This window comes from Rhizobium sp. 007 (assembly GCF_015353075.1).
Taxonomy (GTDB): Bacteria; Pseudomonadota; Alphaproteobacteria; order Rhizobiales; family Rhizobiaceae; genus Rhizobium.
Map to the genome: position 1 here is coordinate 1,173,601 of NZ_CP064188.1, position 13,547 is coordinate 1,187,147.

At 61.3% G+C, this 13,547-nt stretch carries 11 protein-coding genes and 1 pseudogene; 5 read left to right on the forward strand and 7 right to left on the reverse strand.

From position 1 onward, the window contains the following. Positions 1 to 7: 7 nt before the first annotated feature. On the forward strand, positions 8 to 1,249 hold the full coding sequence (locus tag ISN39_RS26700) for an ABC transporter permease (RefSeq protein ID WP_194731125.1): 1,242 nt from the start codon (positions 8 to 10) through the stop codon (positions 1,247 to 1,249). Continuing rightward, positions 1,246 to 1,923, forward strand: coding sequence for an ABC transporter ATP-binding protein (locus ISN39_RS26705; protein WP_194731126.1), 678 nt, complete (start codon positions 1,246 to 1,248; stop codon positions 1,921 to 1,923). The genes ISN39_RS26700 and ISN39_RS26705 overlap by 4 nt, the downstream gene beginning before the upstream one ends. 482 nt (positions 1,924 to 2,405) lie before the next feature. Here ISN39_RS26705 and ISN39_RS26710 read toward each other — a convergent pair whose 3' ends face one another. Continuing rightward, entirely contained in the window at positions 2,406 to 4,541 is a 2,136-nt protein-coding gene (locus tag ISN39_RS26710; protein WP_194731127.1) for a PBP1A family penicillin-binding protein, read from the reverse strand. A gap of 297 nt (positions 4,542 to 4,838) precedes the next feature. Here ISN39_RS26710 and ISN39_RS26715 point away from each other — a divergent pair, with 297 nt between their 5' ends. Together ISN39_RS26715 and ISN39_RS26720 are read left to right on the forward strand one after the other, a co-directional pair. After that, a complete protein-coding gene (locus tag ISN39_RS26715) occupies positions 4,839 to 5,078 on the forward strand; it encodes a hypothetical protein (protein ID WP_194731128.1) in 240 nt (79 codons plus the stop codon). Positions 5,079 to 5,245: 167 nt separating this feature from the next. Further along, on the forward strand, positions 5,246 to 6,211 hold the full coding sequence (locus ISN39_RS26720; protein WP_194731129.1) for a GNAT family N-acetyltransferase: 966 nt from the start codon (positions 5,246 to 5,248) through the stop codon (positions 6,209 to 6,211). On the opposite strand, the pseudogene ISN39_RS26725 reads toward ISN39_RS26720, so the two are convergent. The 6 genes and pseudogenes from ISN39_RS26725 to ISN39_RS26750 all read right to left on the reverse strand — a co-directional run. Continuing rightward, a pseudogene (locus ISN39_RS26725) lies at positions 6,141 to 6,592 on the reverse strand (hypothetical protein); the annotation flags it as partial. The gene ISN39_RS26720 and the pseudogene ISN39_RS26725 sit on opposite strands and share 71 nt — an antisense overlap. 98 nt (positions 6,593 to 6,690) lie before the next feature. After that, the gene (locus ISN39_RS26730; protein WP_074071935.1) at positions 6,691 to 7,539 is read right to left on the reverse strand and encodes a sugar phosphate isomerase/epimerase family protein; all 849 of its coding nucleotides are present in this window, start codon (positions 7,537 to 7,539) and stop codon (positions 6,691 to 6,693) included. A gap of 4 nt (positions 7,540 to 7,543) precedes the next feature. After that, positions 7,544 to 8,539 carry an ABC transporter permease gene (locus tag ISN39_RS26735; protein ID WP_194731130.1) on the reverse strand — a complete coding sequence of 332 codons (996 nt, stop codon included), beginning with the start codon at positions 8,537 to 8,539 and terminating at the stop codon, positions 7,544 to 7,546. Then, complete coding sequence (locus ISN39_RS26740) at positions 8,536 to 9,537, reverse strand: ABC transporter permease (RefSeq protein ID WP_194731131.1); 1,002 nt, start codon at positions 9,535 to 9,537, stop codon at positions 8,536 to 8,538. Before ISN39_RS26740 ends, ISN39_RS26735 begins: the two co-directional genes overlap by 4 nt. Then, positions 9,530 to 11,041 (reverse strand): sugar ABC transporter ATP-binding protein, encoded by a 1,512-nt coding sequence (locus ISN39_RS26745; RefSeq protein WP_194731132.1) that lies wholly within the window; start codon positions 11,039 to 11,041, stop codon positions 9,530 to 9,532. The genes ISN39_RS26740 and ISN39_RS26745 overlap by 8 nt, the downstream gene beginning before the upstream one ends. A gap of 93 nt (positions 11,042 to 11,134) precedes the next feature. After that, positions 11,135 to 12,118, reverse strand: a complete 984-nt coding sequence (locus ISN39_RS26750) for an autoinducer 2 ABC transporter substrate-binding protein (protein WP_194731133.1) — start codon at positions 12,116 to 12,118, stop codon at positions 11,135 to 11,137. 260 nt (positions 12,119 to 12,378) lie between these two features. Between ISN39_RS26750 and ISN39_RS26755 the strand changes: the two genes are divergently transcribed. Beyond that, on the forward strand, positions 12,379 to 13,437 hold the full coding sequence (locus tag ISN39_RS26755; RefSeq protein WP_040115523.1) for a LacI family DNA-binding transcriptional regulator: 1,059 nt from the start codon (positions 12,379 to 12,381) through the stop codon (positions 13,435 to 13,437). Positions 13,438 to 13,547 lie beyond the last annotated feature (110 nt).

Genomic DNA, 13,547 nt, shown 5'->3' on the forward strand with positions numbered 1-13,547 from the left:
GGTTACGATGCGGCTGATTTTCGAGATCGCCGTCACCCATATTGCCGGCCGCGGCCGGCAGACACTTGTTGCCGTGTTCGGCGTTGCCGTCGGTGTCGGCTTTTCCATCGCCATGGCGGCACTCATGCAGGGCGGCCAGGACGATTTTGTGGAACAGTTGATCAATACCATGCCGCATGTCGAGATCACCGACGAGCAGCGAACGGCGCGACGGCAGCCTGCCGAAACCGTATTCCGTACGACGGAGATCTTCGGACTGAGGCCGCGGGAGGACCGCCGCGGCATCATCAATCCGACTGCCGCGCGCTCCTGGCTCGAGGCATGGATACCCGGCCGGCTCGCACCAGACCTGAAGCTGCAAGGTGTCATTCGTTACTCCAGCCGCGAGGTCGGAGCATCGGTGATCGGCATCGAACCGGTCGCCGAGCGCAGCGTTTCACCTATCCTCGGCGATTTCGTGGAGGGAAGTTTCGGAGCCCTTGCGGCAGGCGGGAACAATATCGTCATCGGCGATACGATGGCAAAACGCCTCGGCGCCGGACTGAACGATACAGTCGCCGCGGTTTCGTCCGAGGGACTCACGCGCAATTTCAAGATCGTCGGCCTCTTTCATACCGGCACGACCGCGCGGGATGAGGGCGAAGCTTATGTACTGCTGAAGAACGCGCAGATCTTGAGCGCGCGCACCAACGCCATCAATGAGATCCGCATCAAGCTTGCCAATCCCGATGACGCACCAGTGGTGGCGCGCCGGATCGAGGCCGAACTCGGCTACAGGGCCGAGGCTTGGCAGGAGGCCAATGAATCGCTCCTCGAAGCGCTCGTGATCCGCAATGTCATCATGTACACCGTTGTCGCAGCAATCATGCTGGTCGCTGGTTTTGGCATCTATAATATTATCTCGACGATTACTCACGAAAAGGCGCGCGATATCGCCATCATGAAGTCGCTCGGTTTTGCCGAGGCGGACATGCGGCGCCTGTTTCTGCTCGAAGGTGTCGCCATCGGGGCCGGCGGATCGGCGCTCGGTTGGCTGCTTGGCTTCGCGCTCGTCTATGCCTTGTCCCTGGTGCGCTTCGAGCTTGCCGCGACGGGACAGGAAATGACACGCCTGCCGATTGCCTGGAGCATTCTGCATTACGTGATCGCCTCTGGTTTCGCGCTCAGTTCGGCGGCTTTTGCCGGCTATCTCCCGGCTAGGCGTGCTGCACGCCTTAATCCCGTGGATATCATAAGGGGTGCGACATGAGCGCCTTGATTGAAGCGCAGAACCTCACACGCATCCTGACGGAAACCGTCCCCGTAACGCTGGTCGAGGATGTGTCTTTGACGATAGGTGAGCGGGAATTCGTTGCAATCACTGGACCTTCCGGTTCCGGCAAGTCTTCGCTGCTCTATCTGTTGGGGCTGCTCGACGAGCCGACGAGCGGCAGGCTTTCGATTGGCGGCAGAGATACCGATCCGATGGACCAAAGGGAACGCGCCGAAACCCGCCTCTCTATGCTGGGCTTCGTCTTCCAGTTCCATTTTCTCCTGCCAGAATTCACGGCGCGGCAGAACGTCGAGATCCCGATGCGTAAGCTTGGTCGTTTGAGCCGGTCGGCCATGCAGGCGCGGGCTGAAGAACTCTTGGCATCGCTCGGCCTTGCCGGCCATATCGATAAGAGGCCAGATCAGCTTTCCGGCGGTCAACGCCAGCGGGTCGCTGTCGCACGTTCGCTTGCGAATGATCCACCCATCCTGCTTGCGGACGAGCCGACGGGAAGCCTCGACAGTCAAAATTCCGAGCAGGTCTTTTTGATCCTCGAAGGGCTCGTGCGCGAACGCGGCAAGACGGTTATCGCCGTCACCCATGATCTCGATATGGCGGCCCGTATGGGGCGGCGCATTCATCTCATGGATGGCAAGATCGCCGATCCTTGAGATCGGTGCGAGCGGAGGCATTTGGCCAGCCAGCAGCAGCGACGGCCTTCGCGATGAAGCCCAGCCATTGTTCGTCACGGCCTGTTCGATCTGAAAGCGACGCAACGCCCCGCCACCAGCAAGACCAGGTGAAACACCTAGTTGCCAGTTGTTTGTGGTCGAAATCCGATGGCGATGGTGAAGGCTCCAAATGCTCCGAAAAGCGCGAAGACTTGGACGGCAAGGGCGATCATGCGCGCCGACGCCGGTCGAACGAGGCATGCGAATAGACCAAGCACCAAGATCGCCGAGATGACCCTTCGGGCGGTGGCCGCCCGCCAGTGCCCGTAACCGCCGCTTGAAGGCGCGATGCGGTGGCAAAGAGGAAAGCCTCGAAGGCGGGAAATATTGTTGCCAGATCCCTCGTTCCTGCATTTGTGCTTCGCGCTGCCGGGTCTCTGCGGTTTCCCATCTTCGTCGCGGAGAGCAACAAGCGGGTTGGGCTATTTCTCGCAAAGACGCCGAGCGCCATAATAGGGTTGGTAGGTACAGTCGGAAGCGCGGAACGAACGATAACTGCGGGAGCAGGCCGTGATGTTGCAGGACGGTGCGGCGTTCTCTTCGCTTGTCATCATTCCTGTATCCGGATCGATCTGCGGAGCAGGCTCAGCCATCGCCGCGTGCATGAATTCCCGCCAGATGCGAGCCGGAAGTGCGCCTCCGGTGACACCCTTCATCGGCGCGTCATCGTCGTTCCCGACCCAGACTCCGGCGACCAAGGCGTCCGTGAAGCCGACGAACCAGGCGTCACGGTTGTCCTGACTGGTACCTGTCTTGCCGGCCGCAAACATGCCGGGATCGGCGTCGCGGCCAGTCCCACGCTCAACGACCAACTGCAGTAACGCAAGAAGGTCCGGCTGATACGGAGAGAGATCAATAGCCGCAGGCACTTGCGCACCCACGCGGAAGCCTCTGGGTTGGCCAGATGCCTGAAATTCGATAATACCCCACGGCTCGACGGGCGCCTTTCCAAGGCGAACCGATGCGTAGGCGCCGGTCAGATCGAGCAAACTCACCTCCGAAGCACCAAGCGACAAGGCAGGTGCCGTCGTCAGGGCCGCGTTTATGCCGAGCTCCTTGGCTGCCGCGGCGACACTGTCCAGTCCCACCTCCTGGGCAAGGGCTGCGGTGGCGGCATTCAACGAGCGAGCAAAAGCCTCCGCCAGCGTAACCCAACCGCGGTAACCACCCCCGGAATTTTGGGGCGACCATCCGTTTATCTCGATAGGGCCGTCGAGGACCTGATCCGATAGAGAAAGCCCCTTTTTCAACGCAGCATAGTACACGAACAACTTGAATGTGGAGCCTGGCTGACGCATCGCCGTGACGGCACGGTTGAACTGGCTGGTCTTGTAGTCGTGTCCGCCGACCATTGCGACAACCGCGCCATCGGGCGTCATGGCGACCAGCGCCGCCTGCGATGCGCCGCGAGCCTTTCCCTCTTCATCGAGCGCCTGTCTCACCACCCGTTCGGCGATTTCCTGCAGGCGCGGTACCAACGTCGTGCGCACTGTCGTCGAGCCGGGAGAGGAACCCGCGATCTCGCTCGCTTGTGGCGAAACCCAATCGGCGAACCAGCTGCCGGAGCGCGGCGTCGGTGTCGTGGGGTGCAGTTCGGCAAATTCATTCTTGGCGGCGTCGGCTTCTTGCGGGGTAAGCTTGCCGTTGGCGGCCATCGCGTCGAGCACTGTTGCCGTGCGTTGGCGTGCACCCTCGAAATTGTCGATCGGGTTCAACTGGCTCGGAGCCTTCAGCAGACCTGCCAGCATCGCCGATTCTGGAATATCGAGCGCACCGATATCCTTGTTGAAATAGATCCGTGCCGCTGCCGGCATTCCCGTAGCGCCGGAACCGAGGTAGACCGAATTCAGGTACCGCGTCAGGATCTCCTGCTTGCCGAGCTTCCATTCCAGCCAGAACGCGATCACCAGTTCCTGGATCTTTCGCTTCAGCGTTCGGTCGCTTTCGAGATACTGCAGCTTGATCAACTGCTGCGTGATCGTGCTTCCCCCCTGGACGACCGAGCCTGCCTCAAAGTTCCGTACTAGCGCGCGCGCAATGCCTTTCAGGTCGATGCCGTGGTGATCCATAAACCGGCGGTCCTCGATTGAAAGCACTGCATCCACGAGGTGAGGGGGGAATTGTTCGTACCCTGCATAGGGTCCCTGATAGGGCCCCTGCCGAACAAGAGGTTCGCCGTCCGCCGTTTCCAATACAATGACGGGCTTCATGGAACCATCGGCAATCTCTTGCCACGGCACATCCTTCAACGCCCAAGTCAGAACGCCGGCCACGATCAGCAAGCCGAGCAAAGGAGCGAGCGCGGCGAGCCCTTTCCATGACCGCAGTTTCAGTGGACGGGCCTGCTTTATGCCGGTCAGTCCGGCTCGAATGGCTGCCGTGCGGGACCGCGCTTTGGAAGAAAGCGATGCAAAAGCAGCAGATACCCGCCGAAACTTCTCATTTGGCGTTCGAGTGCCAGACGTCTGTTGTCTTTTCTTGATGGTTGCGATGCCCTTTCTCATCCAGAACGGGCTGCTTCGCAAAACCGCACGGAGATCATGACGGAGGGCGGCCATCAGGTCACGAACGGCTCGTGCGCTTTGAGCAAAAGGCGAGGAAGGGTTCACAGCCTCTTTGGATTGTTCCAACGGTGATGAAGATCCGGATTCTCCCTCGTGAGCCCCGGTTTCTCCTTCAGCGCCTTCAGCTGGAAATCCTTCGCTCTGCGGCAGCTGCGCAGATTCGGCGGCGGTGCGATCACCAGTCTGATTTGAGCTGCCGGTTTGTTTTGAGGTGTCTGCGGTGCTTGCCATTTCTTACCGGCTGGTTGTTTTGAAGCAATTAGCGCGCAATGGAGCGGAGGAAAGACGACATTGGCACTGCTCTCCCAAGTCTCTTCGAATAGAGGCCCAATCCTGAAAATTGATGCGGGAAATGTTCTCACATCCGAAGCCAGCCTTTTCATGGCAACGCAATACCAAGTCAACAGCGCGCGTGAGCGGCGTTCGCCCCGTCTGGCGTCGGCATCCGGTATGGCCATAGCGCATGGTGCGCATCTGCTCGAACGTCGAACCATCTCCACCAGCTCGTCCGGCTTCATCGCGAAAGACTAGTGGCAGAAGCCTGACGGATGGTACCAAACGCCAGAGGACCGATCCGGTGGCCGACATCTCCCATGCGACGTGACCATTCGTCTGGAGAAGAGTAGACTACAGCCCGACCGCAGCGCCCTTGGGCAGCGCATCGGGCCTGCATACCTTAGCGAACCAGGGAGGGCGATATGGGAACGGCTGCACCGAGCGTAGCCATCCGCGCGCTGGCCGAGACCGATCTGCCGGAAGCCGAAAGAATTTTCCGGCTGGCCTTTGGCACCTTCTTGGGAGCACCCGAACCAGAGACGTTCTGGTCCGACCGCGACTATGTACGCGGCCGCTGGCAGGCGCCCTACGTCGCCGCCTTCGCCGCGGAGGTGGGCGGTGAACTGGTGGGCTCCAACTTCGCAACCCGCTGGGGCAGCGTCGGCTTCTTCGGACCGTTGACGATCCGCCCCGACCTTTGGGACCGGGGCATCGGCGCGCGGCTCGTCGAGGCCGTCACGGCGAGCTTCGATGAATGGGGCACGCGGCATGCAGGCCTGTTCACCTTCGCCCAGAGCGCCAAGCACGTGGGCCTGTACCAGAAGTACGGATACTGGGCTCGTTTCCTCACGGCCATCATGTCGGCGCCGGTCCGTCACAACCAGACCGAGCCGGTGCGCTGGTCGCGGTATTCCGATCTGACAGAGGAGCAGAGAGTGGAATGCCTGAAGTCCTGCCGTGACCTGACCGGCGCCCTTTACGACGGGCTCGACCTGGGGCCGGAAATCCAGGCCGTAGAGGCGCATGAGCTTGGGGAGACGGTCCTGCTCGGCGATATGGGGGGTGCGGGCTTGGACGGTTTTGCCGTGTGCCACCATGGGCCGCGCAGCGAAGCAGGCGACGGTGCTTGCTTCATCAAGTTCGGGACCGTGCGTCCAGGATCGGCGGCTGGGGAGACCTTCGACAGCTTGCTGCATGCCTGCGAGGCGCTTGCCGTAGCGGAGGGGATGCCCAAGCTGCTGGCCGGGGTGAACATGGCCCGCCACGAGGCGTACCGGCACTTGGTCGGGCGTGGCTTTCGAACCGAAATCCAAGGGGTCACGATGCACCGGCCCAATGAGCCGGGTTACAGTCGCGCCGGCCTCTTCGTGCTCGACGACTGGCGCTAGGGATGGAATCTAACGCTTGGTGCCCACGCCTAACGGCAGCGATGATTTCATCCGGATCAGCCGTCCAGGTGAAAGGCTTGGGACGCGCATTGGTTTCAGCGACGTACCGGTTGATGGCCTCCTGAAGATCGACCACCGAACGGAAGGCGCCGCGCTTGAGCCGCTGGCGGGTCAGCTTGGTTGGGTGCGGTCGCGCGCCTGGATCTGGCTCTTCTCATCAACAGAGAGAACGATGGCATGAGCGGGTGGATCGACGTAGAGCCCGACCACGTCGCTGAGCTTCTCGCCAAACTTGGGATCGTTGGAGAGCTTGAACTGGCGATAGCGATGCAGCTGGAGACCATGGGCTCGCCAGATGCGCCGTACGGCACTGGCGCTGACTCGGCGTGACGTCCGTCTTGCCGGCGTCAAGGTTGCAGCCACCCCGGTCATAATCCTTTCTGCCTTTTGCGCCATCTTGCGCTGCGCGTCCTAAGGCCTCAGATCAGGCCATATTGTTTCGCCTTATTGCGCAGAAAGGGCAGGCCGTTGCCCATCACCTCTGCCTCGTCCCTGGCGACAGGACGCCAGACTGCGAGACCGTAGGCGACTTCCGCTGGCATGTTGATGAAGCTCTCCATAGCAAGGCCGCCTTTGAACCCAATGGCCGCAAGTGCTGTATATATCTCGTCCCAAGGGACGTTTCCGTAGCCGGGCGTGCCACGGTCGCTTTCAGACAGGTGGATATATTTTAGATGTTCGCGCGCATCGAGGATGCCCGTGGCAGCGCCCTTCTCCTCGATGTTCATGTGATAGGTGTCGAGATGCACGAAGATATTGTCAGCGCCGACGCGCTCGATCATCTCGACTGCTTGCCTTCCGGTATTTATCAAATGGTTTTCATAGCGGTTCACTGCCTCGACGCCGAGCTCGATGCTGCGGGACTTGGCGTGCTTGGCGGCGGCCGTCAGCGCGCGGGCGATGTTGTCGTACTCTTTCTCCGTCGGCGGCACGCCAGTGCGCTCGCCAATGCCGCCGAAGATGACGCCGGATAGCGCCAATGCGCCCATGTCGGCCGCTTTGTCGATCGCGACCTTCAGATGCTCGATTGCCGCCTCCGGCCGCACCGACGCCCAGGCGTGCTCGGGCAGCCCGAGCGAGCAGACGGCCGGCAGGCTGTGCTTTTCGAGAAGCGCCCGGGTGTGTGGCGCATCGACGGCGGGTGCGTTGAGGAGCGCAATTTCGATGAAGTCCATCTTGTAGGACACCGCAGCTGCGATCGCCTTTTCGGCGCCTGCCTTGTCCCAGTTCATTGTCCACATGCTGGTATGTACGCCGAAGCCTTGCATCGTCTCATTCCTTTCTGCGCAGAACGGTTCTGAAGTGTCCGGCAAGCCAGCGCAGCATCATGACGCCGACGAGCAGGATACCCCACACGGCCGTCGCCAGATGCTGGTTGGCGCCGAGAAGATTGAGCCCGGACGAAAACAGCTGAAGTACCACAAGCGCCGCGAAGACCGGGATCACGCGGCCGAAGCCGCCGAAGGGATTTACCCCGCCAAGGAAGCAGGCGAGAACGGTGATGAGCAGGTAGGACTCACCGTGGCCGACGCGCACCGAGTTGAAGCGTGCCAGCATGATGATGCCGGCGACGGCACACATCGCGCCCGACAGCGTATAGACGAGAACGATGACCCTGCGTGTGTTGACCCCGGAATAGCGCGCCGCCTCGATGTTGGAGCCGATCATGTAGGTGTTGAAGCCAAGCCTCGTGCGCGATAGCAGCACATGCCAGAGCGCGACGCACAGGATGAAGATGAGGAGCGGCACGGGAATTCCCATCACAGAGCCATGGCCGAACGGCCGCAGGAAGGCGGGAAAGCCCGACACGTCCCCGCCGCGGGTCAAGAACTCGCCGAGCCCGCGCAGGAAGATCATCATCGACAGCGAGACAAGGATCGGGTGAGCCTTCGTATAGGCAATGACAAGACCCATGACGACGCCGCTTGCCGCACCTGCTGCAAGCGCAAGCGCCACGCCGAGCAGGAAGGATCCCGGTCCCGCGTCGACGCCGCCGTTGGCCTGGAGCGTCCAAGCCACGGTGAGGCCTGCGATGTTGGCGGTGAAGGTGATCGCGAGGTTGAGCCCTCCCGTCAAGATCGGCAGCAGCATGGCAAGAGTAAGAAGGCCGAGCTCCGGAAGCTGGAAGGCAACGGAACCGAAGGTGGCCCGCGACAGGAACTGCGGCGAAGCGAGGCCGAAGACCACGACCACGAACACGAAGGCGACGACCGATCCCGCGATTTCCGATCCCAGGAGGTGGCGAGTCCGCCGGACAAGCGTCGTCATCTGCGCCTCCGCTCGTTCTTCAGGATAGGAAGCAGCTGCTCGATGCGGGAATTCGAGAGCGTGATCGCGACGAGAATGATGGCGCCAATAATCATCTTGAACGCGAAGGGTGAAACGCCCATCAGGTTGAGGCCGTTCTGGGTGATCGAGATCAGCAGCACGCCGAGCACGCAGCCGAGCACCGAGCCCTTGCCGCCACCGAGGCGGGCGCCGCCGAGCACGGCGGCGGCAAGCACATCCAGCTCGCGGCCGTAGAGCGCATTTGGCACGACTTCCTGGGCATAGTGTGCCTGGATCAATCCGCCAATACCGGCCATGAGCCCCAACCAGCCGAAGGCGATGAACTGCATGGCGCCGATCGAGATTCCGAAGCGGCGCGCGCCCTCGGGATTGTCGCCGAAGGCATAAAGCTGGCGCCCGGTCGTCGTGTGGCGGATCAGGAACCAGGTCGCCGCAACGCAGATTGCCATGACAAGGACCGGAAGGCGGATTTCGGCCCAGCTGCCGTCAGCCATCTCCCGTTCGTAGAGGATGATCCGCTCCGTCCACCAGTCGGGCAGCGTGTAGATCGATACGCCGCGGGTGAAGAACATCAAAAGTCCGAAGTAAATATTGAAGGTGGCGATCGTAACGACGATCGAGATGATCTTGAACCGGTGGATCAGGAAAGCGTTGAAGGCGCCGAGCAGCGTGCCGATGCCGCCGGCGATCAGCAGCCCGCTTGCCCAGCCTCCGCCGCCGACCTGGCCGAGGATAAGGGCGGTCACGTACTGCACGACCGAGGCGGCGACCGCAAACGAGATGTCTATGCCGCCCGCGATCAATACAACGAGCAGACCGACTGCGAAGATGATGTTGACTGAACTGATGTTCAAAAGGTCGAAGGCATTGCCGAGCGTAAAGAAACGCGGCGTCGCGAAGGAAAGAAAGGCGCCGATCAGAACAATGACGGCAAGCAGGCAGATCTCCGTCGCATGGGTGCGGAAGAGCCTACGCATAGACGGCAGCCTCCATGTCTCTAAGCGCTGTCGCGCGCGGATCGTATTCGCCGGCGATCTCCCCCTGTGCCATGTGCAGCACCCGGTCGGCGTTGAAGTAGACCTCGGGCACCTCGTCGGAGATGAGGATGATGGAAAGCCCGCTTTGCGCAAGCCGTGCCACGATGTCGAAGATACCGGCGCGCGCACCGACGTCGACGCCGACCGTAGGTGCGTCGAGGATCAGCAGCTTAGGGTCGGTCGCCAACCATTTTGCGATGGCAATACGCTGCTGGTTGCCGCCCGAGAGAGTCGAGATGGCATCCTGCTGCAGCCCAATCCTTATTGCGAGATCGGCAATCCAGCGTGCCGCAAGACCGTGCTTCTTACGCTCCGAAATGAACCCGTGGGACAGAATCTTGCGCAGGGAGGAAATCACCAGGTTGTCGGCAATCGACTGCGGTTGGATGAGCCCAAGCGACAGTCGGTCTTCGGAGAGATAGGCAATGCCGGCAGCGATCGCGTCCCGATTGGAGGAAAAGCGCACGGGCTCGCCATCAAGCCTGATTGTGCCGCGATCGGGACGGCGCATACCGAAGAGCGTCAGTGCCAGTTCCGTGCGGCCGGCGCCCAGCAGGCCGGTGATACCGAGCGTCTCGCCGCGGCGGACGGAGAAGGAGATGTTCCTAAACTCACCGCGCCGTGTCAGCCCCTCAACCGCAATGACAGGCGCAGCCCCATCATGCGATTGGGCGCGCACGGCGTGGTCGAAAATCTTGCCGGTCATGAGTTCGGTGATGCGCGACTGCGTCATGCCTTCGGCCGGATAGACGCCGACGAGCCTGCCGTCGCGCAGCACGGTGATACGGTCCGATATTTCCAGCACCTCGGCCAGTCGGTGGCTGACGAAGACGACGGCGACGCCCGAGGCGGAAAGATTACGGACGATCTCAAGCAGATGGTCGGTTTCTGACTGCGTCAGCGAAGCAGTCGGCTCGTCCATGAAGACGACCTTTGCCTCGCCGACCAAGGCTCGTGCGATCGCCACGATCTGCCGCTGGGCGACAGCGTATTCGCGCAGCGGCAGATCGACGTCGAGGGTAACGCCGAGGCGCGCCAACACGCGTTCGGCGGTCTCGCGCATGGCCTTGTGGTTGACCCGGCGCGGGCGATGGCCGAGCACGGTCTGGAAAGCGATGTTTTCTGCCACCGACATTTCCGGGAAGAGTGCGAGATCCTGCCAGATCACCTGAATGCCGGAGGCTTGCGCCGTGACTGGCGACATATGCGTATAGGGCTGGCCGTCATATTCGATTGCAGCACCGGCCTGCGGGCGATAGACCCCGGTGATGACCTTGATGAGGGTACTCTTGCCGGAACCGTTTTCGCCGGCGAGGCAATGCACCTCGCCCGGTCGCACCTCGAAGGAGACGTCGCGGAGCGCGCGCACACCGCCGAAGGTCATGTTGATGTTCTTCATCGACAACAGAGGTCGTTGGGCGTCTGCGCCAGTTGGAGATTCCATATCGCGCCTGCCGTAGTGGTCCGCCGGCCATGCTCGCAGTCCACCGAGCCAGCCGCAGCCAGCCCGGCGGTCTGGGAGGTGCCTTCGAAAGGTTTAGAGGCCCATGGCCGCGAGTTCGTCGACCGTATCCTTGTTGATGGTCACGAGCTGGTCGACGATAATATCATTTCCGGTCGGATTGATCTTCCCGAGGCCTTCGATCTCGTCACCCGCCTTGATCTCCTCGCCCTTCATGAGCTTGTCGGCGAGTGTCACGAAGACTTCGCCGGCCTGTTTCGGATTCCACATGAATCCGCCGGAAATCGCGTCGGATTTAATGAGTTTCTGGCCCTGGCCTGGTGAGAAGGGGCCGAGTACGAAGATCTCGCCAACCTTGCGGCGCTCTTCCACGGCACGGCCGGCGCCGATCGGCCCCTGGCTGCCGAAGGCGAGGAAGCCCTTGAGGTCGGGATTGGCCGAAATCAGGTCGAGCGCGGTCGACCGGCTCTTGTCGGCATCTTCAGCAACGCCGTAGCGCTCGCCGACCACTTCCATCTCCGGATATTTCTCTTTGAGATAGGCAATCGCCGCATCGGCCCAGGCATTGTGCAGCGGCACGGTGAGCGAGCCGACGAAGACTGCATATTTCCCCTTGCCGCCCATCTTCTTTGCAAGAAGCTCGGCATGCGCTTCGCCGAAGCCGTTTGCCGAGGCGAGTTCGAAATTCCAATCCGCGCCCTTTTGACCGGGTGATTCATGCGTGATGACGATAATGCCGTTTTCCTTGGCCTTGGTGAGAACCGGCTCCAGCACTTTCGCATCGTTGGGCACGACGCCGATCACCTTGACGCCCTGGGCGATGAGATCCTCGATGGCGCGCACCTGCAGCGCCGGGTCGGCGCTGGTCGGGCCAATCATGAAGGCATCGATACCGAGCGCGGCACCCTTCTCTTTAATGCCGGCCTCCATCGCGTTGAACCACGGGATGCCGCCGATCTTGACGACGACACCAACCTTACCGGCCTCCTGCGCCAGGGCGCCGAAAGCGGCCGCCAGCGACAGCGAAGCCGCGAATGCGGCGACAAGCAATTTCCTCATCTTGTTCCTCCTCCATCGTTTCGAGATGGGCACAGGGCCTGCTGAAGACCGCCGGCCTCCCGTTGCAAGTAGCTGGCGAAGAATGTGAATTCCCGCCTCCCTTCGAAGCCGCCTCCTCAAGCGGCCCTACGTTGCACAATCGATATTTCTCTTTGCACAATCGATAGTGCAAAGACTATCGGTCAGAGTTATACTTTCGTCAAGCGGAAACGCCTTTCGCCGCTTCGAAATCGGCACTAAGGAAAATCCGAGGGTTTTGAATGAAGAACGCCATGAGGAAGAAGGCGACGATCTACGATCTGTCGGTGCTGTCGGGCAGCTCGCCCTCGACAGTCAGCGCCGTGCTGAACGGCACTTGGCGCAAGCGCCGCATCAAGGAAGCGACCGCCGCACTGATCCGTGAGCTTGCAGAGAAGTACCAGTATACTGCAAACCGCCAGGCCCAGGGACTACGCAGTTCCCGGTCCGGCCTGGTGGGTCTGCTGCTGCCGGTCCACGACAACCGCTACTTCTCTTCTATGGCCCAGACTTTTGAGGCGCACGTGCGCAGCAAGGGCCAGTGCCCCATCGTCGTCAGCGCCAGCCGCGATCCCCAGGAAGAGCGCGAAACGGCAGCGACGCTCATTTCCTATTCGATCGATGAGCTCTTCATCTGCGGCGCGACCGATCCAGACGGCGTACACGAGGTCTGCGAAAAAGCAGGGCTGAAGCACATCAACATCGATCTTCCAGGCAGCAAGGTTCCCTCCGTCATCAGCGATAACTACGAGGGCGCGCGGATGCTGACAGAAGCGATCATCCGCCAATTTCCGGCCGATAAGCCCCTTGCACCCGAAGAGCTCTACCTCTTCGGCGGCCGCAACGACCATGCGAGCCACGAGCGCATCCGCGGCTTTCGCGCCGTCAAACGCGACCTGCTCGCAGGCGACCCCGACATTTGCATTCAAACGACGGGCTATTCGCCAAACAACACGCGCCTTGCCTTCGAAGCGTTCTACGAACGGGAAGGCCGGCTGCCGCGCGCTCTCTTCGTTAATTCGTCCATCAACTTCGAAGGTTTCCTCCGTTTCATGGCTGGTCATCCGCACGAGACCTTCTCCGACATGGTGGTCGGCTGCTACGACTACGATCCCTTCGCCTCTTTCCTGCCCTTTCCCGTGATCATGATAAGGCAGGATATCGAGAGCATGCTGGCAAAGGCGTTCGAGGTCATGGAAGAGCCGCGTCCTGCGCCAACCGTTCACATGATCCGGCCGGAACTCATCAAACCCCGCACGGCGCTGGCCGGCCCTCTCGACGCATTGAAGGACATCGACTGAAAGGGCCTTGGCCTTTGGCGCGCCTACTCGCACGGCAGCGCTCTATCTGAATTTCTGCGACTTCTCGCGATATGCCCCCGACGAAAAGACATTGCGGAAGGGCAACCTCT

What these genes read in the sequence shown, in the direction of transcription:
- ISN39_RS26735 (WP_194731130.1), bottom strand. Translation starts at nt 8,539, where the DNA reads ATGACGACGCTTGTCCGGCGGACTCGCCACCTCCTGGGATCGGAAATC.
- ISN39_RS26755 (WP_040115523.1), top strand. Translation starts at nt 12,379, where the DNA reads ATGAAGAACGCCATGAGGAAGAAGGCGACGATCTACGATCTGTCGGTG.
- ISN39_RS26750 (WP_194731133.1), bottom strand. Translation starts at nt 12,118, where the DNA reads ATGAGGAAATTGCTTGTCGCCGCATTCGCGGCTTCGCTGTCGCTGGCG.
- ISN39_RS26700 (WP_194731125.1), top strand. Translation starts at nt 8, where the DNA reads ATGCGGCTGATTTTCGAGATCGCCGTCACCCATATTGCCGGCCGCGGC.
- ISN39_RS26745 (WP_194731132.1), bottom strand. Translation starts at nt 11,041, where the DNA reads ATGGAATCTCCAACTGGCGCAGACGCCCAACGACCTCTGTTGTCGATG.
- ISN39_RS26730 (WP_074071935.1), bottom strand. Translation starts at nt 7,539, where the DNA reads ATGCAAGGCTTCGGCGTACATACCAGCATGTGGACAATGAACTGGGAC.
- ISN39_RS26705 (WP_194731126.1), top strand. Translation starts at nt 1,246, where the DNA reads ATGAGCGCCTTGATTGAAGCGCAGAACCTCACACGCATCCTGACGGAA.
- ISN39_RS26720 (WP_194731129.1), top strand. Translation starts at nt 5,246, where the DNA reads ATGGGAACGGCTGCACCGAGCGTAGCCATCCGCGCGCTGGCCGAGACC.
- ISN39_RS26710 (WP_194731127.1), bottom strand. Translation starts at nt 4,541, where the DNA reads ATGGCCGCCCTCCGTCATGATCTCCGTGCGGTTTTGCGAAGCAGCCCG.
- ISN39_RS26740 (WP_194731131.1), bottom strand. Translation starts at nt 9,537, where the DNA reads ATGCGTAGGCTCTTCCGCACCCATGCGACGGAGATCTGCCTGCTTGCC.